22 protein-coding genes are annotated in these 25,391 nt (G+C 41.1%); 12 read left to right on the top strand and 10 right to left on the bottom strand.

Annotation, left to right across the window (positions count from 1 at the left end; all coding sequences use genetic code 11):
- Nucleotides 1-62 precede the first annotated feature (62 nt).
- Together ACE1CA_RS10090 and ACE1CA_RS10085 are read left to right on the top strand one after the other, a co-directional pair.
- Nucleotides 63-1,955: an alpha-amylase family glycosyl hydrolase gene (locus ACE1CA_RS10090; RefSeq protein WP_413276405.1), complete on the top strand. Its 1,893-nt coding sequence runs from the start codon at nt 63-65 to the stop codon at nt 1,953-1,955.
- A gap of 12 nt (nt 1,956-1,967) precedes the next feature.
- Nucleotides 1,968-3,170, top strand: a complete 1,203-nt coding sequence (locus tag ACE1CA_RS10085; RefSeq protein ID WP_413276404.1) for a DNA double-strand break repair nuclease NurA — start codon at nt 1,968-1,970, stop codon at nt 3,168-3,170.
- 79 nt (nt 3,171-3,249) lie between these two features.
- On the opposite strand, the gene xseB is transcribed toward ACE1CA_RS10085, so the two are convergent.
- Nucleotides 3,250-3,501 (bottom strand): exodeoxyribonuclease VII small subunit, encoded by a 252-nt coding sequence (xseB, locus tag ACE1CA_RS10080; RefSeq protein ID WP_413276403.1) that lies wholly within the window; start codon nt 3,499-3,501, stop codon nt 3,250-3,252.
- Nucleotides 3,502-3,709: 208 nt separating this feature from the next.
- Nucleotides 3,710-4,978, bottom strand: coding sequence for an exodeoxyribonuclease VII large subunit (gene xseA, locus ACE1CA_RS10075; protein WP_413276402.1), 1,269 nt, complete (start codon nt 4,976-4,978; stop codon nt 3,710-3,712).
- A 206-nt stretch (nt 4,979-5,184) separates the two neighbouring features.
- Between xseA and recA the strand changes: the two genes are divergently transcribed.
- Nucleotides 5,185-6,291, top strand: coding sequence for a recombinase RecA (gene recA, locus ACE1CA_RS10070; RefSeq protein ID WP_413276401.1), 1,107 nt, complete (start codon nt 5,185-5,187; stop codon nt 6,289-6,291).
- Between the two features lie 75 nt (nt 6,292-6,366).
- Here the strand turns inward: recA and ACE1CA_RS10065 are convergent, their stop codons facing one another.
- The 5 genes from ACE1CA_RS10065 to ACE1CA_RS10045 form a co-directional block, all read right to left on the bottom strand.
- Complete coding sequence (locus tag ACE1CA_RS10065; protein WP_413276400.1) at nt 6,367-7,095, bottom strand: FHA domain-containing protein; 729 nt, start codon at nt 7,093-7,095, stop codon at nt 6,367-6,369.
- Nucleotides 7,096-7,564: 469 nt separating this feature from the next.
- On the bottom strand, nt 7,565-8,467 hold the full coding sequence (locus tag ACE1CA_RS10060; RefSeq protein WP_413276399.1) for an alpha/beta fold hydrolase: 903 nt from the start codon (nt 8,465-8,467) through the stop codon (nt 7,565-7,567).
- Between the two features lie 161 nt (nt 8,468-8,628).
- Nucleotides 8,629-8,976 (bottom strand): DUF1815 family protein, encoded by a 348-nt coding sequence (locus ACE1CA_RS10055; RefSeq protein WP_413276398.1) that lies wholly within the window; start codon nt 8,974-8,976, stop codon nt 8,629-8,631.
- A gap of 322 nt (nt 8,977-9,298) precedes the next feature.
- Complete coding sequence (locus ACE1CA_RS10050) at nt 9,299-9,511, bottom strand: DUF2839 domain-containing protein (protein WP_413276397.1); 213 nt, start codon at nt 9,509-9,511, stop codon at nt 9,299-9,301.
- A 90-nt stretch (nt 9,512-9,601) separates the two neighbouring features.
- The gene (locus tag ACE1CA_RS10045) at nt 9,602-11,137 is read right to left on the bottom strand and encodes an ATP-dependent DNA helicase (RefSeq protein ID WP_413276396.1); all 1,536 of its coding nucleotides are present in this window, start codon (nt 11,135-11,137) and stop codon (nt 9,602-9,604) included.
- Between the two features lie 123 nt (nt 11,138-11,260).
- Between ACE1CA_RS10045 and ctpA the strand changes: the two genes are divergently transcribed.
- Nucleotides 11,261-12,496 (top strand): carboxyl-terminal processing protease CtpA, encoded by a 1,236-nt coding sequence (gene ctpA / locus ACE1CA_RS10040; protein WP_413276395.1) that lies wholly within the window; start codon nt 11,261-11,263, stop codon nt 12,494-12,496.
- 106 nt (nt 12,497-12,602) lie between these two features.
- Here the strand turns inward: ctpA and ACE1CA_RS10035 are convergent, their stop codons facing one another.
- From ACE1CA_RS10035 to ACE1CA_RS10025, 3 genes are all read right to left on the bottom strand, one after another.
- The gene (locus tag ACE1CA_RS10035) at nt 12,603-12,755 is read right to left on the bottom strand and encodes a hypothetical protein (RefSeq protein ID WP_413276394.1); all 153 of its coding nucleotides are present in this window, start codon (nt 12,753-12,755) and stop codon (nt 12,603-12,605) included.
- 15 nt (nt 12,756-12,770) lie between these two features.
- Nucleotides 12,771-13,682, bottom strand: coding sequence for a calcium-binding protein (locus ACE1CA_RS10030; RefSeq protein WP_413276393.1), 912 nt, complete (start codon nt 13,680-13,682; stop codon nt 12,771-12,773).
- Nucleotides 13,683-13,855: 173 nt separating this feature from the next.
- Complete coding sequence (locus tag ACE1CA_RS10025) at nt 13,856-14,233, bottom strand: histidine kinase (RefSeq protein ID WP_413276392.1); 378 nt, start codon at nt 14,231-14,233, stop codon at nt 13,856-13,858.
- Nucleotides 14,234-14,455: 222 nt separating this feature from the next.
- On the opposite strand from ACE1CA_RS10025, the gene gifA reads away from it, so the two are divergent.
- From gifA to ACE1CA_RS09985, 8 genes are all read left to right on the top strand, one after another.
- A complete protein-coding gene (gene gifA / locus ACE1CA_RS10020) occupies nt 14,456-14,653 on the top strand; it encodes a glutamine synthetase inactivation factor IF7A (RefSeq protein WP_413276391.1) in 198 nt (65 codons plus the stop codon).
- A gap of 198 nt (nt 14,654-14,851) precedes the next feature.
- Entirely contained in the window at nt 14,852-15,295 is a 444-nt protein-coding gene (locus tag ACE1CA_RS10015; protein ID WP_413276390.1) for a hypothetical protein, read from the top strand.
- Nucleotides 15,276-16,319 (top strand): pentapeptide repeat-containing protein, encoded by a 1,044-nt coding sequence (locus tag ACE1CA_RS10010; RefSeq protein ID WP_413276389.1) that lies wholly within the window; start codon nt 15,276-15,278, stop codon nt 16,317-16,319. The genes ACE1CA_RS10015 and ACE1CA_RS10010 overlap by 20 nt, the downstream gene beginning before the upstream one ends.
- A 400-nt stretch (nt 16,320-16,719) precedes the next feature.
- On the top strand, nt 16,720-16,872 hold the full coding sequence (locus ACE1CA_RS10005; protein ID WP_486517736.1) for a hypothetical protein: 153 nt from the start codon (nt 16,720-16,722) through the stop codon (nt 16,870-16,872).
- A gap of 165 nt (nt 16,873-17,037) precedes the next feature.
- Nucleotides 17,038-19,239 (top strand): SLBB domain-containing protein, encoded by a 2,202-nt coding sequence (locus ACE1CA_RS10000; protein WP_413276388.1) that lies wholly within the window; start codon nt 17,038-17,040, stop codon nt 19,237-19,239.
- A 92-nt stretch (nt 19,240-19,331) separates the two neighbouring features.
- Complete coding sequence (locus ACE1CA_RS09995) at nt 19,332-21,641, top strand: GumC family protein (RefSeq protein WP_413276387.1); 2,310 nt, start codon at nt 19,332-19,334, stop codon at nt 21,639-21,641.
- A gap of 188 nt (nt 21,642-21,829) precedes the next feature.
- On the top strand, nt 21,830-24,238 hold the full coding sequence (locus tag ACE1CA_RS09990; RefSeq protein WP_413276386.1) for a GH116 family glycosyl hydrolase: 2,409 nt from the start codon (nt 21,830-21,832) through the stop codon (nt 24,236-24,238).
- Between the two features lie 106 nt (nt 24,239-24,344).
- Complete coding sequence (locus ACE1CA_RS09985) at nt 24,345-25,283, top strand: RpnC/YadD family protein (protein WP_413276385.1); 939 nt, start codon at nt 24,345-24,347, stop codon at nt 25,281-25,283.
- Nucleotides 25,284-25,391 lie beyond the last annotated feature (108 nt).

Here is a 25,391-nt window from a genome sequence, read left to right as displayed (position 1 = left end):
ATGTCCGCAGATAAAGATTGATGATAATTAACTGGATATAAACAAAAAGGAGGTTTAATCTGATGGTACAAACTCCTGCTTCTGAGTTAAGAATTGATAGTGCAGCAGCGAAGGCGGCGGCTGGTTTTCATACGGAAGAGGTTATACCGAATAAGTACGCAGATTTTGAGTTTTTGTTTACTCGGGCGATCGAATTTCGGCAAGAAACGATTTATTTTATTATTGTCGATCGCTTTCACGATGGCGATCCTAATAATAGTGTAGGCCCAAATCCTGAACTTTACGATCCAACTAGGCAAAAATGGGGGAAATATTGGGGGGGAGATTTACAAGGGGTTATTGATAAATTAGATTATTTAAAAAATCTAGGTGTAACGGCAATTTGGCTGTCTCCTTTGTTTGAACAAGTGGAGGAATTACAGTTTGAATTTGCAGCAATGCACGGTTATTGGACAAAAGATTTTAAAAGAATTAATCCCCGGTTGGTAAATAGTAATGAGTCTACTTCCCTGTTGGAATGCAATGTTTTTGATAGATTAATTAAGGAGATGCACAAGCGGGGAATGAAGTTAATTTTAGATATTGTTTGTAATCATAGTAGCCCGGATGTTAATGGACATAAGGGAGAACTTTATGATGATGGAGTTTTAATTGCGGATTTTTATAATGATGTGAATAATTGGTATTATCACAATGGAGAGATTACTAATTGGGAAGATGAATGGCAACTTTTATATTGCGAACTTTCGGGATTAGCTACTTTTAATGAGAGTAATATTGATTATCGGAATTATATAAAATCGGCAATTAAACAATGGTTGGATCGAGGGGTTGATGCTTTACGAATAGATACAGTAAAGCACATGACAATTTGGTTTTGGCAAGAGTTTGTTAGCGATATTCAAACTCATAAACCTTCAGTTTTTATCTTTGGTGAATGGGGGTTTGGTAAACCTTGGGATGGCAAATCTGCCAATTTTACTAATAAGTCTGGAATGTCGATTTTAGATTTTGCTTTTTGTGAAGGAGTTCGGGCGGCGTTAGCGAAAAATAGTGAAGGGGGTTTTCATTTAATCCAAAAGGTGTTGGATTTGGATTATTTGTACGATCGCGCTACCGAACTCATAACTTTTATCGATAATCATGATATGCCACGATTTCAAAGTTTGAATCCCGATCCAGAAATTTTGAGATTGGCAATTAATTTAATTATGACATCTCGTGGTATTCCTTGTATTTATTATGGTACGGAACAGTATTTGCATAATAATACAAATGGCGGAAAAGATCCATACAATCGCCCGATGATGGAAAAGTGGGATATGGATACGCAAATTTATAAAGATTTGCAGTTGTTATCGAAATTAAGAAGAATAAATCCGGCGGTTTCTTTGGGAAGTCAGGTACAAAAATATATTACTCCTGATGTTTATTGTTATGTGCGACGCTACAGAGATTCTCGTTGTTTTGTGGCGATGAATAAAGGTAATTATGTGAAGATTGATATTGCTTATATTGATTTGGAAGATGGAGAATATAGGTGTATTTTATCAGGGCGTAAGTTTGAAATTAAAAATGGGCAATTACTGGGGTTAGAACTGAAGAGAAAAGAAATGATTATCCTCAGTTATTTGGGAGAAAGAGTGAAGGGAAAAACTATTGCGAGAGTGCAATTAAACGGAGTGCAAACTAAATTTGGTGAAACAATTGTAGTGACGGGAGATTGTCCTGAGTTAGGGAATTGGGATATTAGTAAAGCTTACCCGTTGGAGTATATTAATCCTAATACTTGGTTTGGGGAAATTTCGTTTAATGAGAGTGCGGGAAAGGCGATCGCATACAAGTACGCCATGTGGCGAGAAAATCAAGAACCTTTGCGGGAAAATTTGGTTAACCGTCGCTGGATTTTAGTGCCTGAAGGTACGGTAAAATGGCAAGATAACTGGGCGTGGTAAGAATTTAGAACTATGCTGGATCTAACAAAGATTGCGCGACAAATGCAAGGTTTAAGCGAACACTTAGCGGCGGAAAGTGTTGCTAGTCGTCAACGGTTAGAGATAGCGCAAAAGTTGATGGTGGAGGCGAGTTATAGACAGGAAGAGTTGGTAGAAATTCAGGAAAAATGGCGCGATCGCTTTATTTTTTCTGTTCCTACTCCAGTGGAACCTTTAAATAGTTGTATTGATATTCCTGTTCCGCCAAAAGTTCACACGGTTATTGCAACAGATGGTTCGCAAATTTCACCGAGTCACCACGAAATTGCTTATTGTTATTTAATAAATATTGGGCGGGTGGTGTTTCATTATGGACAAGGAAGATACCCTTTATTAGATAGTTTACCGGAAGTTTTTTACCGACCGGAAGATTTGTATGTTTCCCGCCAATGGGGGATTCGAGTTGAAGAATGGATGGGGTATCGGCGGACTGTTTCGGAGGCGATCGCTTTAGCAGAATTAGTTACAAGTTGGGTAGAAAGTCAAAAAGAGGGAAATTTTCAAGTTCCGACTTTGGCGTTGGTGGATGGTTCGTTGATTTATTGGTTTTTGGAGGGTTTACCGGGGGATGCTTGCGATCGCATTTTACCGCCAATTTTAGAAGCTTGGGAACAAATTCGGTTAGCAGAAGTTCCGCTTATAGGTTATATTAGTGCGTCTCGAAGTACGGAAAGTTTGAATTTACTTCGCTTACAAGCTTGTCCTCATTCTACTCCAAATTGTGTGGTTAATTGCGGTGATGCGGATGAGAAAAAACCGCCTTGTCAGGTTTTTGATGCTTTGCGAGATCCGCCATTTTGGTTGTCTATTTTAAAACCTGGACAACGTACACCTTTATGGAAAAGTACGATGCGTATTTTAAATTTATATGGGGAAAGTCATCAAATTTATTTTTGTTATGTTCATGTGGGAAGCGAAATTGCTAGAGTAGAATTTCCCGCTTGGGTAGCTGAAAATTCTACTTTATTGAATCAAGCTTTAAGTTTAATGTTAGGACAAATTCAAAAAGGTTATGGTTATCCAATTTCGTTGTCTGAGGCGCATAATCATGCGGTAATTAAGGGGGAAGATCGCGCCCGTTTCTTTGCTTTTTTAGAACAACAAATGATTAAAGCTGGATTGAAAAATGTGGGAATTTCTTACAAGGAAACTCGCAAGCGGGGTAGTATTGCTTAGTCTGATTTCTTTGGCATTTTTAACTACAGATGAACAACAGATGTTAGCATTAACTTTTCTGTTGGGTAATGAAATTGTTTCAAAAAGTTTCTGTTTCATCTTCTAAAGTTTCGATTAGTAAATTGACTTTTTGCTTCTTTTGTGCTAGAAAATTCTGACATTTAAGTAACGCTTCAACTGCGATCGCAAACTCCTCAAACACTTCCCCCAACTCCAACTCTCCCGACTCAATTTCCGCGACTATTTCCTCAACCCTCGCCACAGTTTCCTCATAATTAAAACCCTGTTGCAGCAAAACATCTTCCGACTCTTTCCGAATAGACTTACTCATCAAAAAAACCTCTTTCTTCCTCTTCTCTTCGCGCTCTTCGCGTCTTCGCGGTTCAATAAAATAAAGACTTTGCAAAAATCGCAAATCTTTTTTTTAACGCAGATGAAAGCAGATAAACGCAGATGAACGCAGATGAAATAATTATATACTTCGACCTTTACCAGAGACTTTCATGAACTATAAAAACTACTCTTCTCCAGTCTCCAAATTACCCTCTGCGTCCTCTGCGTCTCTGCGGTTTCAAATCTTTTAAAACCTCTCTCACCTCAACCTTAACCTTTCCCTTTCCCAACTGAATCAATAACTCCTCCCCAACCTGCAAACCTTCACCTGATTTTACAATACATTCCGCCTGATTTCTTACCACAGCATAACCTCTTTGTAAAACCGATTTTGGATCTAAAGTTGCCAACTTTTGCTGTAACAATTGACAACGCTGATTAGCTGTTTCAAACTGCTGATTAGTTGCTTGAATTAACCTTTGCTGTAACCAAGAAAGCGATCGCCCTTTCTCCTCAATATCCCGATCAATCTGCAAACGCCGCAACCGATTTCGTAATAACAAAAGTCTACTTCCCTCCCTTTGAATTTGCTGATTAATCAACGTCTGCAACTGCACAACTCTTTCTTGATGCTCAATAATTAAATCAGCTAATTCAGGAACCACAATTTCTGCTGCTGCTGTGGGAGTGTGGGCGGCAAAATCAGCTGCTAAATCAGCCAAAGATTCATCTCTTTCATGCCCAATTCCTGTGACAATGGGAATGGAAGAAAAAGCGATCGCTCTCACCACTCTTTCATCATTAAAACAAGCCAAATCTTCAACTGAACCACCACCACGCCCCAAAATTATCACCTGGGCTCGACTATCTTTTTCAACTCTGGCGATCGCCGCTACAATCGAATCTGGTGCTTGTTCTCCCTGCACGATCGCTGGAGACAACAACACCTGCAAACCAGGATAACGCTGTTTCAGAGTCTTTTGAATATCTCCCCAAGCAGCTGCTTGCGGCGAAGTCACAACTGCGATCGTTTGGGGATGGGGAGGAAGCGATCGCTTTCTTTCCTCATCAAACAACCCTTCCGCCTGCAAACGGTTTCGCAACTGCTGAAAGCGTAACGCCTGTAAACCTTCCCCAGCTGGCAAAGCTTGCCAAACTCGCAGTTGATATTCTCCCCGCTGCTGAAATACACTCAAACTACCCAAAACCAGCACTTGTTCGCCTTTTTTGGGCATTTGTACCAACTCTTTCACTAAATTACCCCAAACTACGCAGCGAATCGATGCTGTACCTTCCGAGTCTTGCAGGGTGAAAAATAACCCTTTAGGATGTTGACTAGCACTAGAAACTTCTCCGTACACCCAAACCTGCGTGAGATTTGCGTCTTCTTCCAGCAATTCCTTTATGTAGTCGGTGATTCCGTCCACTGATAAGGCTGTTTCTAGTATGAGATTATGGGAAAGGTTTGAACTCATATCGTCTCAAGGCGAACTTAAAAAAGCTTAAAGCACCAGATTCCTCTGGGATGCTAGACTCCCAATTAAATAAACGTCTTAACTATTTAGATTAGTCAAATTTTGGACGTTCTCACTGGGAAATTCTAAACTAGAATAGTATATCTGTTCTAGTCCAGACTTCCAGACCAACAGTTTTTAATCCTCCTAACCCTAGAGGCGCGGTAATGACTATTGCATCAAATGATATCGCTGGCAAGGAAAAAGCCCAAAATATTGCTGGCAAGGAAAAAGCCCTAAACCTAGTACTTAAACAAATAGAGAGTCAATTCGGTAAAGGGGCGATCGTCCGTTTGGGAGATGCCACTCGCATGAGAGTGGAAACCATCCCCAGTGGCTCGTTAACATTAGATTTAGCTTTGGGTGGTGGCTTACCCAAAGGGCGGGTAATAGAAATATATGGCCCAGAAAGTTCGGGGAAAACGACGGTGGCGCTACACGCGATCGCAGAAGTGCAAAGAGCAGGTGGAATTGCTGCCTTCGTAGACGCAGAACACGCCCTAGATCCCACCTACGCGGCAGCGCTAGGCGTGGATATTGAAAATTTACTCGTTTCGCAACCCGATACTGGTGAAGCAGGGTTAGAAATCGTCGATCAGTTAGTGCGATCGGCAGCAGTTGATGTTGTAGTAATAGACTCAGTAGCCGCTTTAGTACCTCGCGCCGAAATTGAAGGCGACATGGGCGATGCTCACGTAGGTTTACAAGCTCGCTTAATGAGCCAAGCTTTGCGGAAAATTACAGGTAATATCGGCAAATCTGGCTGTACCGTCATTTTCCTCAACCAATTGCGGCAAAAAATCGGCGTTACTTACGGTAATCCAGAAACTACTACAGGTGGTAATGCGCTGAAGTTCTACGCTTCCGTCAGACTTGACATTCGGCGGATTCAAACTTTGAAAAAAGGCACCGACGAGTTTGGGATTCGCGTTAAAGTTAAAGTTGCCAAAAACAAAGTTGCGCCTCCGTTCCGCATTGCCGAGTTTGATATTATCTTTGGCAAAGGCATTTCGACAATGGGTTGTATTGTCGATATTGCCGAGGAAACTGGCGTAATTAACCGCAAAGGCGCTTGGTACAGCTACAACGGCGATAATATTGGTCAAGGGCGAGACAATACTATTAAATACTTGGATGAAAATCCTGAGTTGGCTAAAACAATACAGCAAGAAATTCGGGAAAAGCTCGATAAAGGTGCTGTTGTCTCTGCTAATTCAGTGGCACACCCAAGCGATATTGAGGAAGAAGATGAGGTTGTTGATATAGACGACTAATTTAATTAAGTGACTCTCGTCACAGCGTAGGGGTAATTCATGAATTACCCCTATGTTGTAATTTTCTCTAAAATTTTACGCGGAAGTTTGCCGACTAGTGAGAAAGCGATCGAGAATTTCTGCTTGCTGAGTTGAACTTAAATTAAGCACAGTAGATGGCGAAGTTTCTTCCCCAAGAAATGGTTTTTGCCTTTGATGAACTGAAGTATCCTTATCTACATTACACTCAGCTTTGTTCTCTCCCTCGATCTTCGCTGGTGGATTTTCTGGCTTAGGTACTTCGCAATGATTTAATGGCAATTTCATTTGCGCTACTATTTCGGAGGAAATTGGCTCCAACTTTTGCGCTGTTTGCGCTAAGAAAAAGGAAATTGTCAAGCTTCCCAGCCGAATTCGATCGCCGTCTTTGAGTAGCTGAGGATGAAAAACTGGCTCGCCGTTAATAAATGTTCCATTAGTACTATTGAGATCTATTAAGTAGAATCCTTCAGCTTCTACATATTGAATTGCTGCGTGTTGGCGCGAAATCCATCGATCTCTTAATCTTAAGGCTAAACAGCGATCGCGTCCTATAATCCAAATCTTTTGTGGCTGAAACAGAGTTTGCGTGTTCCCGCTCACTAAATTAGTGATCAGGTAAACTTCTTGCTCCTGCACAACACCCTGGATATAAGTTGGAACTCGACTGCTTAAATAAGGAAATGGCAGATTCTCTAATTGGAGAATCTCATCCAGCAGACCACGATTATGTTCATAAATTTTGAGAAACACTTGGTATAGACCAAGGCGTTTTTCTAGTTCCATAATTTAAGTACGTTTAGATTATAGTAAGTGCATCCCTTTTGACATATCCAGATTAACCGTAATTTTCCAGATATTCAATCTGAGATTACATTCAGGACTATTTTATTGTTGCGTTTGCTTGCTTATTTAATGACGGCTACTAAAAGCTTAAGTTAGCGGTTATTGCCAAACCCAGAATTAGCTTCGCTCTATTAACGATCTATTAAAATGCCTCACTTTATAATATAAACCAAGCAACTTCCTGACTCCCTGAGTAGTAACTTAACTTTATAGTTAAAATTTCTACCAGTTGAAGGTAAAGTACGGAGATTTTTTCTGGATATTACTAACTAACAAGAGCTTTACCAAGCAGAACCATGTGAGTAAAAGTTAAAGGCAAATTAATAGCAAACCTCAGATAAATTTTTCGATTTTGACTAAAAAGACTGAGCCAAAGTCTCAGTCTTTCTTAAACTTATTTTTACGAACTTTACCTTTTCTTGATAAACAATTTTTCAGTCGATCGCAGAAATTTCAACAATTCTCTATTTACTGTGTCGGGAGCTTCTTGCTGAATCCAATGTCCGCAATTGGGAATAAATTTGAGTTGAAAGGGTGCGGCAATTAATTGGTCTAAATCTTGGGTAAGTTTGTTGCTTAAGAAAGCATCCTCTTCACCCCAAAGCACCAGAGTAGGAACTGTGATTAGTTTAGTTTGTTCTTCTCGATGCTGTAACCAAGCTTGGGGTGAGAGCATTTGGCGATAATAATTAATTGCAGCTGTTAAAACAAGGGGTTTTGCTAAAGCATTTTGGTAAATATTCATGACTTCAGTCGTGAAGGGTGCTTTGCGAATGGCGTGTTCTCGAAACAGGTTGCGGACAAAAGTTTTCAGATTGTGTTGAATTAACCATTCTGGGAGTGCTGGAATCGGAAATAATAGCAAGAACCAAGTACGACGCAATTGGTCGATGTTACCGATTAAGTTTTTGACGAATTGCTCTGGGTGAGGTGCGTTGAGAATGGCTAATCGATCGATACATTCAGGAAATTTCTGTGCTAAGTGCCAACCGATCGCTCCACCCCAATCATGTCCGACGATGTGAGCGCGAGTTTTGCCAAAACGCTCGATTAAACCGCGAATATCTGCGCTTAGCGTGTCCAAATCATAGCCACTCGCTGGCTTATCTGAGTAGTTGTAGCCTCGCAGGTCTGGAACCACCACTTTAAAGTAACGTCCTAACACAGGAATTTGGTGCCGCCACGAGTACCAAAACTCTGGAAACCCATGCAAAAGAATTACTAATTCTCCTTCACCTTGGGTCACGCAATGCAAGCGAATGTCATTAGTCTCTACAAAATGGTGTTGCCATCCCGAATCAGGAACGCTCATATTAAACAGCAGGCTAAAATTGCCAATTGAACTAACATCTCAATTTTTAGATTAGCAGTTCAGTGAAGCTGAGGGAGTTGTTTCAGCGTCTAACCGATCGCACTAAACTTTAGATGGTGTAAAGTTCTGGCTCACCTGTAGAATCTGCTTCTCGAACCTGCTTAGATGGTTTGTGCTACCGTCGCAGTGTAAGACGAAGTGGATTCGGGTTGATATTTGAGCAAATTGGCGAGTTCTTGTAGCTGAGCGATCGCTTCTGCACCCTCTAGCTTCATCAATTCTCGATCGTCTCGCATCTCCGTCCAAGTGATGCCATAATCTGACACCAAAAATCTAATTAGGTGATTATCTCCCAAACTGACCATAAAAGATGCGCTAGACATCTGATCGCCGCAGGTATAGCAAGAGGCTAAATAACCTCTGCGCTCCAGCACGATCGCCAATGCTTGAAGATTCATCACCAGATCTTGGACAAACTGCGAATGTTGTTTTGCAAGTCTGATAAACACTGTTATCCTCCAGCCACCACACCTAATTTTAAACCTATTTTAGATTTTCTTAACATTTGGTCTATTCTGCTCCAGATCGTGAATTTGAAACAACTTTCCAACCAGGCAACTTGTAGGTTTGCTTTAAAGTTAACTGAACGATTATTTTTTGGTCGTATCAGGAACGACATTCCCAGCTAAGCCACAGTAATCCTAGACGCTTTGAGACCGCATATAGTTCATTCTTGCGAGATACATCGATCTCCGATGTCATGAAAACTTAACTTTGTTTGTTGTCTATAACACTTGTCCCAGATCTAAGAGTCGCAACGCCTATCAGATTCTAGTTAACTTGCCACAAACCCAAAGCAGGGCCAATAAACCGGACGCTTACCCAAACAACAACTAAAAGACCGATCCCAATCCATGAGCCTCGGCTTGTCCACTTAACAAATTGTTGTGCTTGAGTTTTAGTTACAGGAAACCAGGGAGCTATGTTAGCTTCTTTGCCGTATTGTTCCCTTAGAGCTTCCTTACGTCTTTTTGCTTCACCCATAACTGCTCGCTCCAAGAATGCTATGCCTTGGCTTAATGATAACCTTTATTGACTTTGACAAGTTTGTACTTGACAAAACTATAATTATAGCTAACTCTCTGAGGAAAACAAGTTAGGGTCTAAATAGTTGATGCGGGCGAAAGGGCTTAAGGCGGTGAGGACTTGTTGACCGTAACTGCGGTGAATGGTGCGACTGTCGAGTAGAGCTACTACGCCTTGAGTGGTGCGAACAGGTGCGATCGCTCGTTGCAAAACATTCAAAGCAGTTGGCAACAAATACAAGCGAAACCAATCTTGATGCTGTTGTTTATAATTAGCCACTCGACCAGCTACTAAAGGATTTTCCAAAGAAGGAATTGGTAAAGTGGCAATCAACAACAGGTGAGGCGCAGGTAAAACATCTTGGTGTTCCAGCCAAAATTCCCAGCCAGCCACCAAAATTCCATTGTCATCCAAACAAGTTTTTTCTACTTGGACTCGCGAACCAAACTCAGCGGCAATTTCTGCGCCAACTTGAGCTTTTAGCGGCACATCACTAACCAAAAGTACCGTCAATCCTTCTACCACAACACTAACTACTAACAATCTGCGAATTTCTTGTAATAACGCAGCTTGAAACTGGGCTGTATTTGGTAGCGGGAAACTATCTGGCACGTAAAGCTGAATTAGTTCGGTTTGACGATCCAAAGAAAACTTCAAACAAGTTAAATCTCCTAATCCTAACTGCTGGCGATAGATGGGGGAAACCGCTTCCAACTCCAAAGCGCCACCAATTAAAACTACAGGTTGCTCTAGCCAGATAGGTTTTAATGGAGTTGCGACTTCGATCGGACCGCAGTAAACAGTAAATAAACCTTGACTCCGGGCAATTTGCGCCCAATACATTTGTCCAGGGGTAGTAAATATGAGCCAAAATTTCTGCCAATTAGTTGGCAAACTGGAAAATGTAGCAGAATCTTGCTGGTCTAGACTTAAAACAGTAAATAAATAATTTAGAACCTGTTTTTCTTCACTTTCCAACAAATAGCATTCGTAGGGATTAGCAGGATGCTGGAAAATTTCCTTGGTTAGTTGTACCTTAGCATTTCGGATTGCCTCAATGCGATGGGGAAAAGCTTGGATCAAATCTTCCCAATCGCTAGGAGTAATGGTAGCGGTTAACTGTTGGCGCGTCCAAGTTTCCAAATCATCTACACCATCGAGGATAGTGGGGATACCGTGACCGAACTGAGTTTTTGTGGTGAGGCGATCGCTCAACCAAGCTTTCGGCGAAGTAATTAACAACCCAGTAAAGTTACGATCGGGGAGAGCATCACCAACAAAAATTTCCTTTTCCGTAGTTAACCAACCTTGTAATTGGGGAATTTCTACCTTGAGGAGTCGCTGCTGTACTGCTTCCGTCGCTACCACAATTACTGGCCCAGACCACATTAAAGCAGGTGCTAAATAACTTAGACGATAGCGGACATTTGCCGAAGTGGGAGCGCCCACTTGAATCAAAGCACTTCTTTCCAATCGTAAGGCACGAGCCACCAATCTAGCCATAGTTAAATGGTGGGGCCAGTATGTCTCTTTACACTCTCTAAGGAATGCTCGCAATGAATTATGGACTTCTACCTCAATCATGTTAATAGTTTTGAGTTTTGAGTTTTGAGTTTTGAGTTATCACCTTGTCCCCTGGTTCCCTTGTCTTCTTCCTGTGGGTTTTCTCGCTAGATTTTTGTAAAATATTGTTTAAAATTCGTGCCTATGAAAAACCGTTTTTTGCGAATTGTTCTTTCTCTAACTCTCTCAGTTATTTTGGGATTAGGTTGGTGGGTTCCGTCTGCTACGGCTGATACCGAAAACCAAAAGCTGATAGCAGAGGTATGGCGCATTGTCAATCAATCCTACGTGGATGAGACGTTTAACCATCAAAACTGGTGGTTAGTGCGGCAAAACGCCTTGAAACAACGCACCAAGAACCGAGAAGAAGCTTACTCTGTAATTGGCAAGATGTTAGCTAGTTTAGACGATCCTTTTACGCGACATCTTCAGCCTAGCCAATACCGGAATTTACAGGTATCTACTTCTGGAGAACTGACAGGAGTTGGACTACAGATTGCTACGGATGAAGAAACTGGGAATTTGCTGGTAGTAACGCCCATTGCGGGATCGCCAGCCCAAAAAGCTGGGATTAAACCTGGCGATCGGATTTTGAAAATCGATGGCGTTTCCACTACCCAGTTTACTTTAGACGAAGCTGCGACTCGGATGCGTGGGCTAAGGGGTAGCCAAGTAGTTTTGACGGTGAGACGGCAACAGGAAGAAGCCAAAGAAGTTACACTAGTGCGCGATCGCATTGCCCTTAACCCTGTAATTGCCGAATTGCGTACTTCACCCGGAACTGTTCCGGTAGGTTACATTCGCCTAAACCAATTTAATGGTAACGCGGTAACAGAAGTAGCTCACGCGATTTCTAGCCTAGAAAAACAAGGTGCAGATGCCTATATTTTAGATTTGCGGAACAATCCCGGTGGATTATTACAAGCCGGAGTAGAAATTGCTCGTTTCTGGTTGGATCGAGGCACCATTGTTTACACAGTTAATCGTCAAGGCATTATTGGTAGCTTTGAAGCAACAAATGCACCACTAACGACCGATCCTTTAGTAGTTTTAGTCAATCGTGGTACTGCTAGTGCGAGCGAAATTTTGGCTGGTGCTCTACAGGACAATCAACGCGCCCAAATCGTCGGTGAAAAAACTTTTGGTAAAGGTTTAATTCAATCACTGTTTGATTTGTCTGATGGTTCCGGTTTAGCGGTAACTGTCGCCAAATACGAAACGCCTAATCATCATGACATTAACAAGTTAGGGATTACTCCCGATCGCATAGTCAGCTGGGAACCAACTGCATTTGACCAAATTGCTACAGAAGTAGATCAACAATATAAAACTGCTTTCGACTTATTGACGACTGCTTCAGTTGTGGCAAATGCAGGGTAATGGGGATTGGGGACTGGGGACTGGGGACTGGGGACAAGGGGACAAGGGGACTGAGGAAGTTTTGAGTTTTGAGTTTTGAGTTTTGAGTTAAGGAAAAAGTTGTAAGTTAAATTTTCTCCCCACCTCCCCATCTCCCCATCTCCCCATCTCCCCATCTCCCCACCTCCCCACCTCCCCATCTCCCCATCGCCCCACCTCCCCATCTCCCCACCTCCCCATCTCCCCATCGCCCCACTTCCCCATCGCCCCACCTCCCCACCTCCCCTACTCCTAACTAGGGTTCTGTGACGGTAAATAAAGACGCATTGACTTGGACGGCGCTCTGATTGAGGACTATACCTAAAACAGGGCCGTTAGTAGTGAGACTAATTGCTGTACCTTGAATTAGACCGTTAAAGGCAAAGTCATTTAAGTTGATTAAGCCGGATTTTTGTGCTGCTTGTAGTTCAGGGGACAATTGATTGATAAATTCATTAACTCCAACAGGGATAATTTCTTGTAGGGATAGCGATCCAATCCCTCCTTGAAATTTTGAAATGCCAATTTTATCGCCAAGGGAGAAATCTAAGATTAGGTCTGCTTGGGCTAATTTATTGGCTCCCGCATCTCCGCGCAGAACAAATACATCAACGTCCACCACACCTGCATCTGCAACACCTCCAACCAGCGCATCTTGACCAACATCGCCAAATAGGGTATCTGCACCTTGACTACCAATGAGGACATCTGCACCTTTGCCACCACGAATGATGTCGTTGCCTGTACCTCCTACAAGATAGTCGTTGTCTTGATTACCGTTGAGGAAGTCGTTTCCTGCTTGCCCAAAAATGGTGTCGTTACCTTCTCCACCGTAAATTGTGTCGCCTAAATCATCTGGAAATTGGTTGGTGATACCGCCACCGTAGAGTATGTCATTTCCCAGATCGCCGGAAAAGAAGTCTTTGCCTTGCTCTCCAGCAATGGTATCGTTTCCTGCGCCTCCAAAGATGGTGTCGTCGCCTTTTCCTAAGAGTAAGCGATCGTTTCCTTGGTTGCCGTTAACAATGTCTGCTTGGACTGAGCCGATCACTGTGTCGTCTCCAGCTAAGGCTAGTAATCCGCCAGGTAAAGTATTTAGCAATCCTGGGGCGATCGTAAAATTATCTGCCTGGTCTGTTAACACAAAAAATGGCGGCTGGGCGGGCATATTTAACTCCCCTTTATGAAGTGGATTGAGTTCTAAATTAATAATAATGCCAGCTAATTTTTTAGTTATATTTGACTTTTTATGGCAGCAGATTAATCAAAAGTAGCCTTAAGGAGGATGAAAGGCAAATTTCAATATTTAATATTAAAGTTTGCCTTTTAGTTTAATTATATTTAACAGTTTTTTGTAGCAAATTCACGACAGGCTTTGATGCCCAAATTGGGATTGCTGCGATACTCTTCGCTGGGAATCAAAGTATTAAGTTGGCGATTCATCCGTATGAAATAGATGTATTTAGCGTCTGGGGCATAGTTTATTCCTACTCGGAGGTTGGAATAATCGTCTTCGCATATTTCATAACCAAATCTGACGACTATTTGAGCTACTAAACATTCTGCGGTGTCACCGTACTCGCCACAGGTTTCTCTCTCTTCCCAAAATTTTGCTAAGAATGGTTCAAGGAGTGGTAAGACTTTTTCAGGTACACCATTCCTGCTGGCGTAGATGACTACTGGATTGCCTTCAACAACGATATGACAAGGTGTAAGCATTTTCTTTAAATCATGGGTTCCCAATTTAGGGTAACGCCCTCTGATATCTCTGGCATAGAGGGATTTTACAGATCCTTGCTAACAACGAGAAGAATTAGGCGATCCGAAAAATTATTGTAAATTTTTGTGAAAATAACTGATTTCTGTAGCTAAAGTTACAGAATTTCCTGTTATCTTAAATAGTGAAGGTGTAACGAACAAGTTGAACAAGGAGAAAAGGTCATGTCTGCACAAGAACAAGCGCGGTCTTTGATGATGCGGCACCACCACTTGATTAAAAATCGCCAGCAATCTATGCTAGGTCGTGCGGCAGCGGAAATGGGCTTGTCTGTTGATGTGGATAATTGGGTTCATACTCAGGGAAAATTGGAACCTTCTTTCCGAGCAACTTACGATCGCAGCGATGCTTCTTTAAGCTAGAAATTTTAATTCTGACAAGTTTGCCATTCCTTTAAAATATTCACTTACCGATTCAGTCATTCTGTTAACTATTGCTATATTACTTAGGGCGTTCTTGGAAAAAGAGAACGCCTTTAAATTTTTGGTAGTTTTTTTCTGGGTAAGTCTTGAAGGAATTAAAATGCTATTTAGGCAAAGTCTACAATAGCAAATTATTTCATGACACAGCCACCAAATCCTCAGCCTAATCCTAATCCCGCACCGCCACCTACACCTGTTCAATCAAAGACTCGTTTGGGTAGGCGAACAGAGAGGATTTTAATGAATATTTGGGAACCTTTGGATTTGGTGGGTAAAGCTTTGTTGGGGGATTTGTGGAGAACGGTTTATTTATCGGTTCAGGATGCGATCGCACTCAGTATACTTTTACAAGTTCCGGGTTTAATTGGTCAATGGATTATTGGTAAAAGCTTTTCTGATTTTCTTGTTTGTCTGCAAGAAAGTGCTTGGAGTCCTTCAAGATATGCTTGCTTCATCATAGTAACTTCTGATTTTCTACTTTGGATCATTTTAGCGGGGCGCATTATTGGCAGATTTTGGGCAGATTTGCGAAACTTAAGAAAAGGTCAAGGAGGTGGTGGACATGGCTCGAATCAACCATAAAGATATTAGTCTTTATGAAGAGGCTAAAGCGGGATTTAATTCGTTAATTAAGCAAACAGTTCAAGTTGGGACTGGTTTCTTATTAATGCTTTTAGTTACTGGAGGAAAACCGCCAGCTTTTACTGTTGCTTTAAGTGTGGTTGGAGGAATTGCTTTCGTTGCTTGGAGTGAGCAAAAGCGAATGACAAATCCTAAGACTGTTGCCTCTGTTAAAAATCATGTTGCGGAACAATTTCAGAGCCAAAGTCAAGGTATGTTGATTACGCTTAAAGCTGAGGTAAATTCACCTTCAAAAGAAGATACAGAAAATTTATCTGAACTTGTCGAAAAAGAAGGTTTAAATCCGGCTGAAGATTTGGTGGGAATGATTTTAGTTGGCGTGAAAGGTGTTGATTGTGATCTTAGAGGTTTTAACCTCAGTGAGGCTAACTTGTTCCGTGCCAACCTGAGCCGCGCCGACCTGAGCTATGCCAACCTGAGCGGTACCGACCTGAGCGGTGCCAACCTGAGCCGCGCCGACCTGAGCTATGCCAACCTGAGCAGTGCCAACCTGAGCCGCGCCGACCTGAGCTATGCCAACCTGAGCGGTGCCAACCTGAGCGGTTCCTACCTAAGCCTTACCAAAATTAACGAAGAGACAAAACTTGATAGTAAGTGGCGTTTAGTTTGGGAAATAGTTAATCAAGAAGTCGAAGGTCGAGATTTAAGTAATGCCGATTTGAGCAATGCCAATCTTAAATTTGCCAAGTTGAATGGTGCCAGATTAGTTAAAGCTCAGTTGCAGAGTACTGAATTATCAAATACCAAGTTAGCTAAGGCTAATTTAATAGGTGCGGACTTGACAAATGCCCGATTATTGGAAGCCGATTTAACGGATGCTGATTTAAGTGGTACTAAAGTAAAAAATGCTGTATTCGGAGATAATTTAGGAATTTTTGCGACAATGAAGCGTGATTTAATTGAACGTGGAGCAATTTTTGTAGATTCTCCAGGCGAGGAAGCTAATGTTTTAACAGCCGTTTAAAATGTTTGGATATTCTGTTTTTTTATCTTTATTTAAATTGCTGTGTAAAATGTAAAATTTGGTTGTAAAGTCCGATCGCCAAAACCTCGCTTTAACCTATAAAATAAACTTACTGATCTTCTCGCCAAAGTCCCAACCTTAAAATTTTAACTGTAGATGAATGTAAATGAATTTTAGGAGAGCTTTATTGCTTTTTGGGAGTGCGATCGATCCCTGGGAACAATTACCAAGAAATTAAATTCTTTAGATATTTGGGGCAAAATTAGACTACTTTGCTGTAAATGTGGCAGCATATCTAGAGGTATTGGGGTGCTAGTTCCGTAACTTTGTCAGGCAGTATGGTAGGGAAACTATCCTTGGTAATGTGTATTTCTGTAAAGGTCACATAGGCATTCTGCTAATGATCCCAGGTAAAGCAACTTGGCTACGCCACGAAGGGTGCGAACAGCAAAAGTTATTTCTATTATGTCGATCGGCTATAATCTGGTTTGACAAAGAACGGTTGAAGACAAGTTATATTTTTTTTGACAAATGCGCCCAAACTATGTATTAAATGCCCCAGGTAAGAAAAAAGTTACAAAAGTTCGAGAAGTGGCAAATGCCAGGTGATTTCTTAGTTATGAACACTTGTGATTCTGCGGTCTGGAACTTGTGAGACTTAATTTGACTATCTATTACTGACAACCCGTGCAAAATTTTTAGTGACGCTGTTAAAGTAATGTTGAAAAAATCGCTTTCCCGAAAGAACAACTTGCAAGCCAAACATAAAAAAACTATTAAATTGTCTTTGATTAGCCAGAAAAGTTGGGTAATTGCTTTGTCAATGCTGGTGTTGACAATTCCTCAAGTGTCGTGGGCGCAAGCACCGGGAAGAACGCTAAACAATTGTCGTCCAGGGAGCGGTCGTTTTGGGCCGGAACCAGCTTATACTTTGGGTGCGGGCGATCGCATTGGCTTAGATATCTTCAACGTTCCAGAGTATAGTCGAGAGTATCAGGTTTTGGTCAATGGTACAGTGAATTTGGCGCTGATTGGCAGCGTCTCACTTCGAGGTTTGACCTTAGAACAAGCTTCTAATTTAATTTCTTCTCGCTATGCGCGATTTTTGCGAAGACCGATCGTAACTGTTACCTTAGTAGCACCTAGACCTGTACAAGTGGCGATCGCTGGAGAAGTGAATCGTTCCGGCTCTTACATTATTCCTCTATCTAGTGCAGGTGGTACAGGTGGTGCAGGTGGTACAGGTTTTCAATTCCCCACCTTATCACAAGCCATAACTTTAGCCGGGGGGATTACGCAGTCAGCTTCTTTGGGTCAAGTTAGATTGCTAAGACCGGGTTTTGGGACGATTAACTTAAATATTTTAGGATTAGTGACTACAGGGGAACTCTGCGAAGATATCACTTTGCGGGATGGAGATAGCGTATTTATTCCCACAGCAACGACAATTAATTTAACAGCGGCGCAGGATATTGTTAGGTCTAATATTGCTCCAGTACAAAACGTACCTTTGAATATTTTAGTTGCCGGAGAAGTGATTCGTCCTGGCCCTGTGATTGTTCAACCAGACCAAACTGGAGCTTTGCCCACTATATCACGAGCGATTCAAGTGGCTGGGGGCGTGACGCAAGCGGCGGATTTGAGTCGGGTACAACTGCGTCGCTTTACTAGAGGGGGCAGAGAACAGATTATTGGGGTAAATTTAAATCAAGTTTTGCAGGGTGGCGATCGCCGTCAGGATTTGATTTTACAACAGGGCGATACGGTCGTGATTCCCACTACAGCAACAATTAACCCCACGCAAAGTTTTACAATCACCAATAGTACGCTTGCACCATTACAAAATCAGCCGATTAATATAGTTGTGGTAGGAGAAGTGACTCGTCCTGGCCCTTATAGTGTACAACCGACACAAACTGGTTCGCCGCCTACTTTGTCACGGGCATTGCAAGCAGCTGGTGGGATTAACCAAACTGCTGATATTACTAAGGTACAGTTGCGTCGGATTACTCGTGATGGCAGTATTCAAACGATTAGTATAGATTTACAACAGTTGTTGCAGGGTGGCGATCGTCGTCAGGATATCTTTTTGCAAGAAGGAGATTCGATCGTTGTTCCCACTGCAACTGCACCCCTACCCATAGCCCAATCTTTAGAAATTGTATCTTCTAGTATTGCTGCCGATCCTTCCCAACCTTTGAACGTAGCTGTAGTCGGGGAAGTGCTGCGTCCAGGTACCTACTTGATTCAACCATTTAGACCAGCGCAGGGCGTTCAGGGGGCGCTACCTTCTTTTGCGGGATTACCTACATTGTCTCAAGCGATTCAACAGGCGGGGGGGATTACACCGTTGGCGGATATTCGTCGGATTGAAATTCGTCGTAGTACGAGGTTGGGGACACAACAAATTTTATTATCTAATTTTTGGCAATTGTTGCAGTCGGGCGATCGCTCTCAGGATTTAATTTTGCAACAAGGAGATACAATTTTTGTCCCGACAGCGCAGAATGTCGATCCATCAGAAGCGCCGCAAATAGCTTCTTCCAGTCTTTCTCCAGCTACTATCAGGGTGAACGTGGTAGGAGAAGTTGTCCGGGGTGGGATTTTACAAGTACCAGCTAATACTTCTTTAAACCAAGCTTTATTAGCAGCAGGAGGTTTTAATCCAGTCCGTGCCCGCACCTCTTATGTGGAATTGCTCCGCTTAAATCCCAATGGTACAGTAACTAAACGGAATATTACAATTAACTTTTCAAGAGGGATCAATGAAAATGAAAATCCGATTCTTCGGGATAACGATGTGATTGTTGTGAATCGCTCTTTTGCGGCAGAAGTTACAGATGGGTTGAGAATTTGGTTAGATCCGATCAGCAATTTCTTCTCTATCTTTAACTTAATTCGGATCTTTGATTCTCTATAAGTGAAATTGAGATAAGTTTTAAGTTTTGAATTAATAACTTAAAACTTAAAACTCAAAACTCAAAACTTACTGATACAGGAGGTAATGAAGAAATGAAAATTAAACCATACGCTCAACCAATATATTCAAATAATATTAATGGCAAAACTCTTCATTCTTTACCATATATTTATCCAGAGCAGGTAAACGAAGAAGATGCTAATAAGTTAGATTTAAGGCAGGTTTTGGGAATTTTGCGTCGTCGCGCTTTGGTTGTAGCTAGTGTGGCGATCGCTGTAGCAACAGTGATGGGAACAAGGGCTTGGAATACACCACCTTTGTATGAAGGGAAGTTCCGAGTTTTAGTGGAACCAATTACTGCGGAAACTAAAGTAGCGCAAAATTTTGGTGCAATTGTTTATTCTATTTTAGATTATGACACCCAAACTGAAGTGTTACGCAGTCCTAGCGTAATGGATGGAATTATTAAGCAAATAAAGGCGGAATATCCAGATATTAATTATGGTTCTTTAGTACAGAATTTGGTGATTAGTCGTTTGGGACAAACAAAAATTATTGAGGTGCGTTATCAAGATAACGATCCGAAAAAAGCCGAAAGGATTTTACAGATTCTGGCTAATGGATACTTGGATTATAGTCGGCAACAGCGTCAAAGTGATGTGCGCCAAGGCATTGATTTTGTGCAACAACAGTTACCAAATTTGCAAGCAAGAGTAAATACACTACAAGCAAGATTGCAGAGATTTAGGCAAGAATATAATTTTATCGATCCCGAACAGAAGGCGCAAGATTTAGGAACTAGAATTTCGGGAATTGAAGCACAACAAGTGGAAGCCAATACTAAGTTAAATGAGTTGCGATCGCTTTATGTTTTGTTGCAAGGACAGTTAGGATTACAACCAAATGAAGCGATTTTAGCATCGGCTTTAAGCGAAGCTCCCCGATATCAAAAATTACTTTTAGAATTGCAAGATGTAGAAACTAAACTGGCGACCGAATCTGTAAGATTTACAGAAGATAGTCCGATGCTTAGTACGCTCCGGGAAAAAAGACAAAAGCTGTTACCTTTGATTGCTCAAGAAACTCAAAGAGTTATCGGTAATACGCTGTCTCCTGTGACAGTAAATACGCAAAAACTCAGCAATCAAAACTCGATTCGCTTATCTTTGACTAAGCAATTTGTGGAAGCGGCAAATGAAATTAAAGTTTTAGAAGTGCGAAATCAAGCGTTAAAACGCGCTGAGGATTTTTTGGTACAAGAATTTAAACAAATGCCAATTCGCGCTCGTGAATATACAGATTTACAGCGAGAATTAAAGGTGACAACTGAAAGCTTATTGAGGTTTTTATCAACTAGAGAAAACTTAGAAATTGAAGCGGCGCAAAAGGCAACTCCTTGGCAATTAATTGATGCTCCCGATCAAAGTTATCCTATTTCTCCTAACAAATTTCGTAATTTGATGTTGGGAGTAATTGCTGGATTGTTATTAGGTGCTGGGGCTGCTTGGCTAGTAGAAATGCTTGATAATGTATTCCATTCGGCGGAAGATTTGAAAAACCAAACTGGAATGCCTTTATTAGGAGTAATTCCCTTTAGTAAAGTGTTGAAAAAGGTTGGTGGGGAAACTTCTGAGGTGGATGGTTTATTATTACCACAGGCAGAATTGGCGATCGCTAATGACAATAGTAAAGTCCATTCTCGGTATAATGCTTCTCAATTTGTAGAATCTTTCCGTTCTCTTTATACTAATATCCGTCTCCTGACTACGGATATGCCAATCCGAAGTTTAGTAATTAGTTCATCGACTCCCGCAGAAGGTAAAACAGTAATATCTTTAAATTTAGCTCAAGCAGCAGCAGCAATGGGACAACGGGTATTATTAGTTGATGCTGATTTACGCCGTCCCCAAATTCACAAAAGATTAGGTTTACCTAATATGCGGGGATTAACTAATTTGATTGCTGCTGAAGATTTAAATTTTCATGAGGTAATCCAAAATTACCCAGAAGAAGAAAATTTATTTGTTCTGACTTCGGGACAAATTCCTCCTGACCCAACTCGTCTATTATCTTCGGAGAAAATGCAGACATTGATGGCTGATTTTCAGTCAGCTTTCGATTTAGTTATTTATGACACTCCACCGTTAGTTGGTTTTGCTGATGCTAGTATTTTGGCAACTCCTACTGATGGGGTAATTTTAGTTGTGGGATTAGGAAAAGCTGACCGTTATCCGTTAATGCAAGCGTTGGATACGTTGAAGATTTCTGGAACGCCAATTTTAGGCTTAGTTGCTAATGGGGTGAAGAATTATACTACTCGTTGGCATAATGATTACGATCGCTACTATAATCAATCTCCTGTGAATCCAAGAGCTACTGAGCAAATTGCGATCGATCAATAGTTGTTGGTAGTTGGTAGTTGGTAGTTGGTTAGGAATTATCAGATCTGAAAAATGGAAATTGACAACTAACTAAAGACAGATGAGGTATTATCTCTTGTTTGGGGAAATTAGCATAAATTAAATGATTTCGGGCTAAAAACCATGCTATAACAAATAACAAATGACCAATGACTAATGACAAATAACCAATGACCGACGAATTTAAAATCCCTCCTTATACTTGGCAACGTGCTATTGGTTTTGGTTGGGAGAATTACTACAAAGTTCGCTATTCTAGTAATTTAGATGATGGCCCTTGGCATGGTGCGCCGTTAGGTGGGTTTGGTGCGGGTTGTATTGGTCGTTCTTCGCGAGGCGATTTTAATCTTTGGCATTTGGATGCGGGAGAACACACTTTTCAAAATATTCCGGCTTGTCAATTTAGTGTGTTTGAACAGGTAGGAAATGAACCGGGAAAAGCATATACTTTGTGTACAAAAGCGCCGGAAGATGGTAGTTTGTCAGCTTGGAATTGGTATCCAGAAATTAATTCGGGAACTTATCATGCGCTTTATCCGCGCAGTTGGTTTGTTTATGAAAATGTGTTTAAATCGCAGTTAATTTGCGAACAATTTTCGCCTATTTGGGCAGAGAATTATCAAGAAAGTTCTTATCCGATCGCAATTTTTGATTGGAGTATTCATAATCCTACCGACCAGCCAATTACTGTTAGTATTATGATAACTTGGCAAAATATTGTCGGTTGGTTTACTAATTATTTGAAAACTAAAGAAGTGCGGGTAAGAGATGATGGTAGTCCGGTTTATGATTATCAACCAAGGATAGGAGATAGTACTGGTAATTTTAATCAATGGATTGAGGAACAATATCGGGTTGGTTGTTTGTTGGATCGGGTAAGATTGGGTGAGGATGTGCGAGAAGAAGAGGGACAATGGGCGATCGCAACTCTCGCTAATCCAAGTTTAGAAATCTTCCATCACACTCGTTGGAATCCTGCTGGTGATGGCAATGATATTTGGCAAAGTTTTGCTCAAGATGGTTCTTTGCCAGATATAGAAAATGAAATACCCGCAGATCCCAGAGAACAAATTGGCGTAGCAATGGCAATTAGGGTAACAGTTAGACCGGGAAAAACGCGCCAAATTCCGTTTATTTTAGCTTGGGATTTTCCAATTACTGAATTTGCTGATGGCGTAAATTATTATCGACGTTACACAGATTTCTTTGGGCGAAATGGCAAGAATTCTTGGTCAATGATTCGCACTGCTTTGAAGCATTATGACACTTGGAAAGAGAGAATTGTTGATTGGCAAGAACCAATTTTATCGCGGGAAGATTTGCCCAATTGGTTTAAAATGGCGCTGTTTAATGAGTTGTATAATTTGACTAGTGGGGGAACTCTTTGGACTGCTGCTTCGGAAACCGATCCGATCGGTCAATTTGGCATTTTAGAATGTATTGATTATCGTTGGTATGAAAGTTTAGATGTTAGGCTTTATGGTTCTTTTCCAATAGTTATGCTTTGGCCTAAATTGGATAAAGCTGTGTTAGAAGCATATACTAGGGCAATTCCGACTTTTGATGATAAAGAGCGAATTATTGGTTATAATCAAGCGTCAGCTGTGCGGAAAATTGCTGATGCAACTCCCCATGATTTAGGTGCACCTAACGAACATCCTTGGGAGAAAACTAATTACACTAGTTATCAAGATTGTAATTTGTGGAAGGATTTACCCTGCGATTTTGTGTTGCAAGTTTATCGTTATTTTGTGTTTACTGGAAGAAAGGATATTGAGTTTTTAGAGGAAAGTTTTCCGAGTATTGTTAATACTTTGGCTTATTTGAAAACTTTTGATTTAGATGGGGATGGGATACCGGAAAATTCTGGTGCGCCGGATCAAACTTTTGATGATTGGCGGTTGCAGGGTGTGAGTGCTTATTGTGGTGGATTGTGGTTGGCGGCGTTGCAAAGTGCGATCGCAATCTGTGATATCTTAATTCAAAACCGCAGAGGCGCAGAGGACACAGAGAAGAGTTGGGAGAAGCAAAAGCTTATTTATGAGAGTTGGTATCAACAAGCTCAAAAAGTTTATCAAGAAAAATTGTGGAATGGTGAATATTATCGCTTGGATAGTGAGAGTAATTCCGATGTAGTTATGACCGATCAATTATGCGGTCAGTTTTATTGTCGGTTATTAGGATTACCCGATATTGTACCCGGAGAATGTGTTATTAGTGCGCTGAAAAAAGTTTATGATTCCTGTTTCGTAAAATTCAATAATTTACAAGCAAGTAAGCAATTTCCTAATTCACCCCTTGGCGCTGCTAATGGTGTTAAACCTGATGGTTCCCCAGAAAATCCTAAAGCTACCCATCCTTTAGAAATTTGGACAGGTATTAATTTTGGTGTTTCTGCTTTTATGTGGCAAATGGGAATGCAGCAGGAAGCATGGCAAATTACGGAAGCCGTAGTTCAGCAGATTTACCAAAATGGTTTGCAATTTCGTACCCCAGAAGCTATTACTGCTGCGGGTACTTTTCGCGCTAGTTATTATTTGCGTGGGATGGCAATTTGGGCGATTTATGGAGTTATGTAACTCGCAACAAAGACTATAGCAATTTAACGACAAAACCAGGTTTTTTAGATATCTTAATCTAATCTGAAAATGGCGAAGATAAAATCAGAATTTTTTAAATTTAAATATGATGACTAGGTTTCCACACGACCAATTTGCTAAAGAGTACTTAAAAGAATTATTAACCCCTTTAGGACAAGTAGAAACCAGCCGCAACGTTGCTGGAGAAGTGAGAGAAATTGATGTATGGTTTACCCCGTCATCAACATTAAATACAGCATCGGAAACCTTGGGATTATTAGGAAGATTTGCTACAAAACCAGCTATTTTTGAACCATTTCGCAATGCAGTTACTGCTAGCCAAGTTCGCAGTTGCATGAGTAAGTTATTTGATGTTTATGCGGATTTAGAACGTCAAGCAAAACGGTCAAATAGTCGCATCAATGACAGTGAATTACCAAACTTATGGATTCTTACTCCCACCGCCTCACCACTTTTATTAGATGGCTGTCGAGCAATTCCCGATCTAGAAAACTGGCTACCAGGAATTTATTTTATTCCTGAGTATTTTAAAACTGCGATCGTAGCCATCCACCAGTTACCCCCCACAGCAGAAACACTATGGTTAAGAATTCTTGGTAAGGGAAGAACACAAACCCAAGCAATTAATGAACTAGTTGCACTAGCAGAAGATAATCCCTTACGAATTAATGCGCTAGAGTTATTATATAGCCTGCGCGTTACCTTAGAAGCTAATCAAAATTTAGATTCAGAAGATAGGGAGTTAATTATGGAATTATCGCCACTTTATTTAGAAAGGTTGGATGCAGCTGTACAATCAGGCTTGGAGCAAGGTATTGAAAGAGGAATTCAGCAAGGTATTGAAAGAGGAATTCAGCAAGGCGAACGCTTAGTTGTGGAAAATATGCTGCGAGTTCGCTTTGGTGTTTTGGATCAGGAAATGAGGTCAATTATCGAACCTTTGTTAGAATTACCACCAGAAGAATTTACCCGATTGCTGATAGAATTATCGCGAGATGAGTTGTTAGATAGGTTTAGGAGTTGACACTATTTATGCAACTTATACCGATTCTCTGTAATATTGCGCTTAATCATTAGCCCCTCCCTGTTGACGGGGTGGGGTGAATTAAGCGCATCTTCATAGAGAATTGGT

It is taken from the genome of Floridaenema evergladense BLCC-F167 (assembly GCF_041929205.2).
GTDB classification, from domain to species: Bacteria; Cyanobacteriota; Cyanobacteriia; order Cyanobacteriales; family Aerosakkonemataceae; genus Floridanema; species Floridanema evergladense.
This window is presented reverse-complemented; position numbering and strand designations above follow the sequence as displayed.

Coding starts and splice junctions, on each gene's coding strand:
- ACE1CA_RS10045 (WP_413276396.1), bottom strand. CDS start 11,137: ATGATTGAGGTAGAAGTCCATAATTCATTGCGAGCATTCCTTAGAGAG.
- ACE1CA_RS10060 (WP_413276399.1), bottom strand. CDS start 8,467: ATGAGCGTTCCTGATTCGGGATGGCAACACCATTTTGTAGAGACTAAT.
- ACE1CA_RS10015 (WP_413276390.1), top strand. CDS start 14,852: ATGACACAGCCACCAAATCCTCAGCCTAATCCTAATCCCGCACCGCCA.
- ACE1CA_RS09985 (WP_413276385.1), top strand. CDS start 24,345: ATGATGACTAGGTTTCCACACGACCAATTTGCTAAAGAGTACTTAAAA.
- ctpA (WP_413276395.1), top strand. CDS start 11,261: ATGAAAAACCGTTTTTTGCGAATTGTTCTTTCTCTAACTCTCTCAGTT.
- ACE1CA_RS10030 (WP_413276393.1), bottom strand. CDS start 13,682: ATGCCCGCCCAGCCGCCATTTTTTGTGTTAACAGACCAGGCAGATAAT.
- ACE1CA_RS10050 (WP_413276397.1), bottom strand. CDS start 9,511: ATGGGTGAAGCAAAAAGACGTAAGGAAGCTCTAAGGGAACAATACGGC.
- ACE1CA_RS09995 (WP_413276387.1), top strand. CDS start 19,332: ATGAAAATTAAACCATACGCTCAACCAATATATTCAAATAATATTAAT.
- ACE1CA_RS10090 (WP_413276405.1), top strand. CDS start 63: ATGGTACAAACTCCTGCTTCTGAGTTAAGAATTGATAGTGCAGCAGCG.
- ACE1CA_RS10000 (WP_413276388.1), top strand. CDS start 17,038: ATGTTGAAAAAATCGCTTTCCCGAAAGAACAACTTGCAAGCCAAACAT.
- ACE1CA_RS10085 (WP_413276404.1), top strand. CDS start 1,968: ATGCTGGATCTAACAAAGATTGCGCGACAAATGCAAGGTTTAAGCGAA.
- recA (WP_413276401.1), top strand. CDS start 5,185: ATGACTATTGCATCAAATGATATCGCTGGCAAGGAAAAAGCCCAAAAT.
- xseA (WP_413276402.1), bottom strand. CDS start 4,978: ATGAGTTCAAACCTTTCCCATAATCTCATACTAGAAACAGCCTTATCA.
- xseB (WP_413276403.1), bottom strand. CDS start 3,501: ATGAGTAAGTCTATTCGGAAAGAGTCGGAAGATGTTTTGCTGCAACAG.
- ACE1CA_RS10010 (WP_413276389.1), top strand. CDS start 15,276: ATGGCTCGAATCAACCATAAAGATATTAGTCTTTATGAAGAGGCTAAA.
- ACE1CA_RS09990 (WP_413276386.1), top strand. CDS start 21,830: ATGACCGACGAATTTAAAATCCCTCCTTATACTTGGCAACGTGCTATT.
- gifA (WP_413276391.1), top strand. CDS start 14,456: ATGTCTGCACAAGAACAAGCGCGGTCTTTGATGATGCGGCACCACCAC.
- ACE1CA_RS10065 (WP_413276400.1), bottom strand. CDS start 7,095: ATGGAACTAGAAAAACGCCTTGGTCTATACCAAGTGTTTCTCAAAATT.
- ACE1CA_RS10005 (WP_486517736.1), top strand. CDS start 16,720: ATGATCCCAGGTAAAGCAACTTGGCTACGCCACGAAGGGTGCGAACAG.
- ACE1CA_RS10025 (WP_413276392.1), bottom strand. CDS start 14,233: ATGCTTACACCTTGTCATATCGTTGTTGAAGGCAATCCAGTAGTCATC.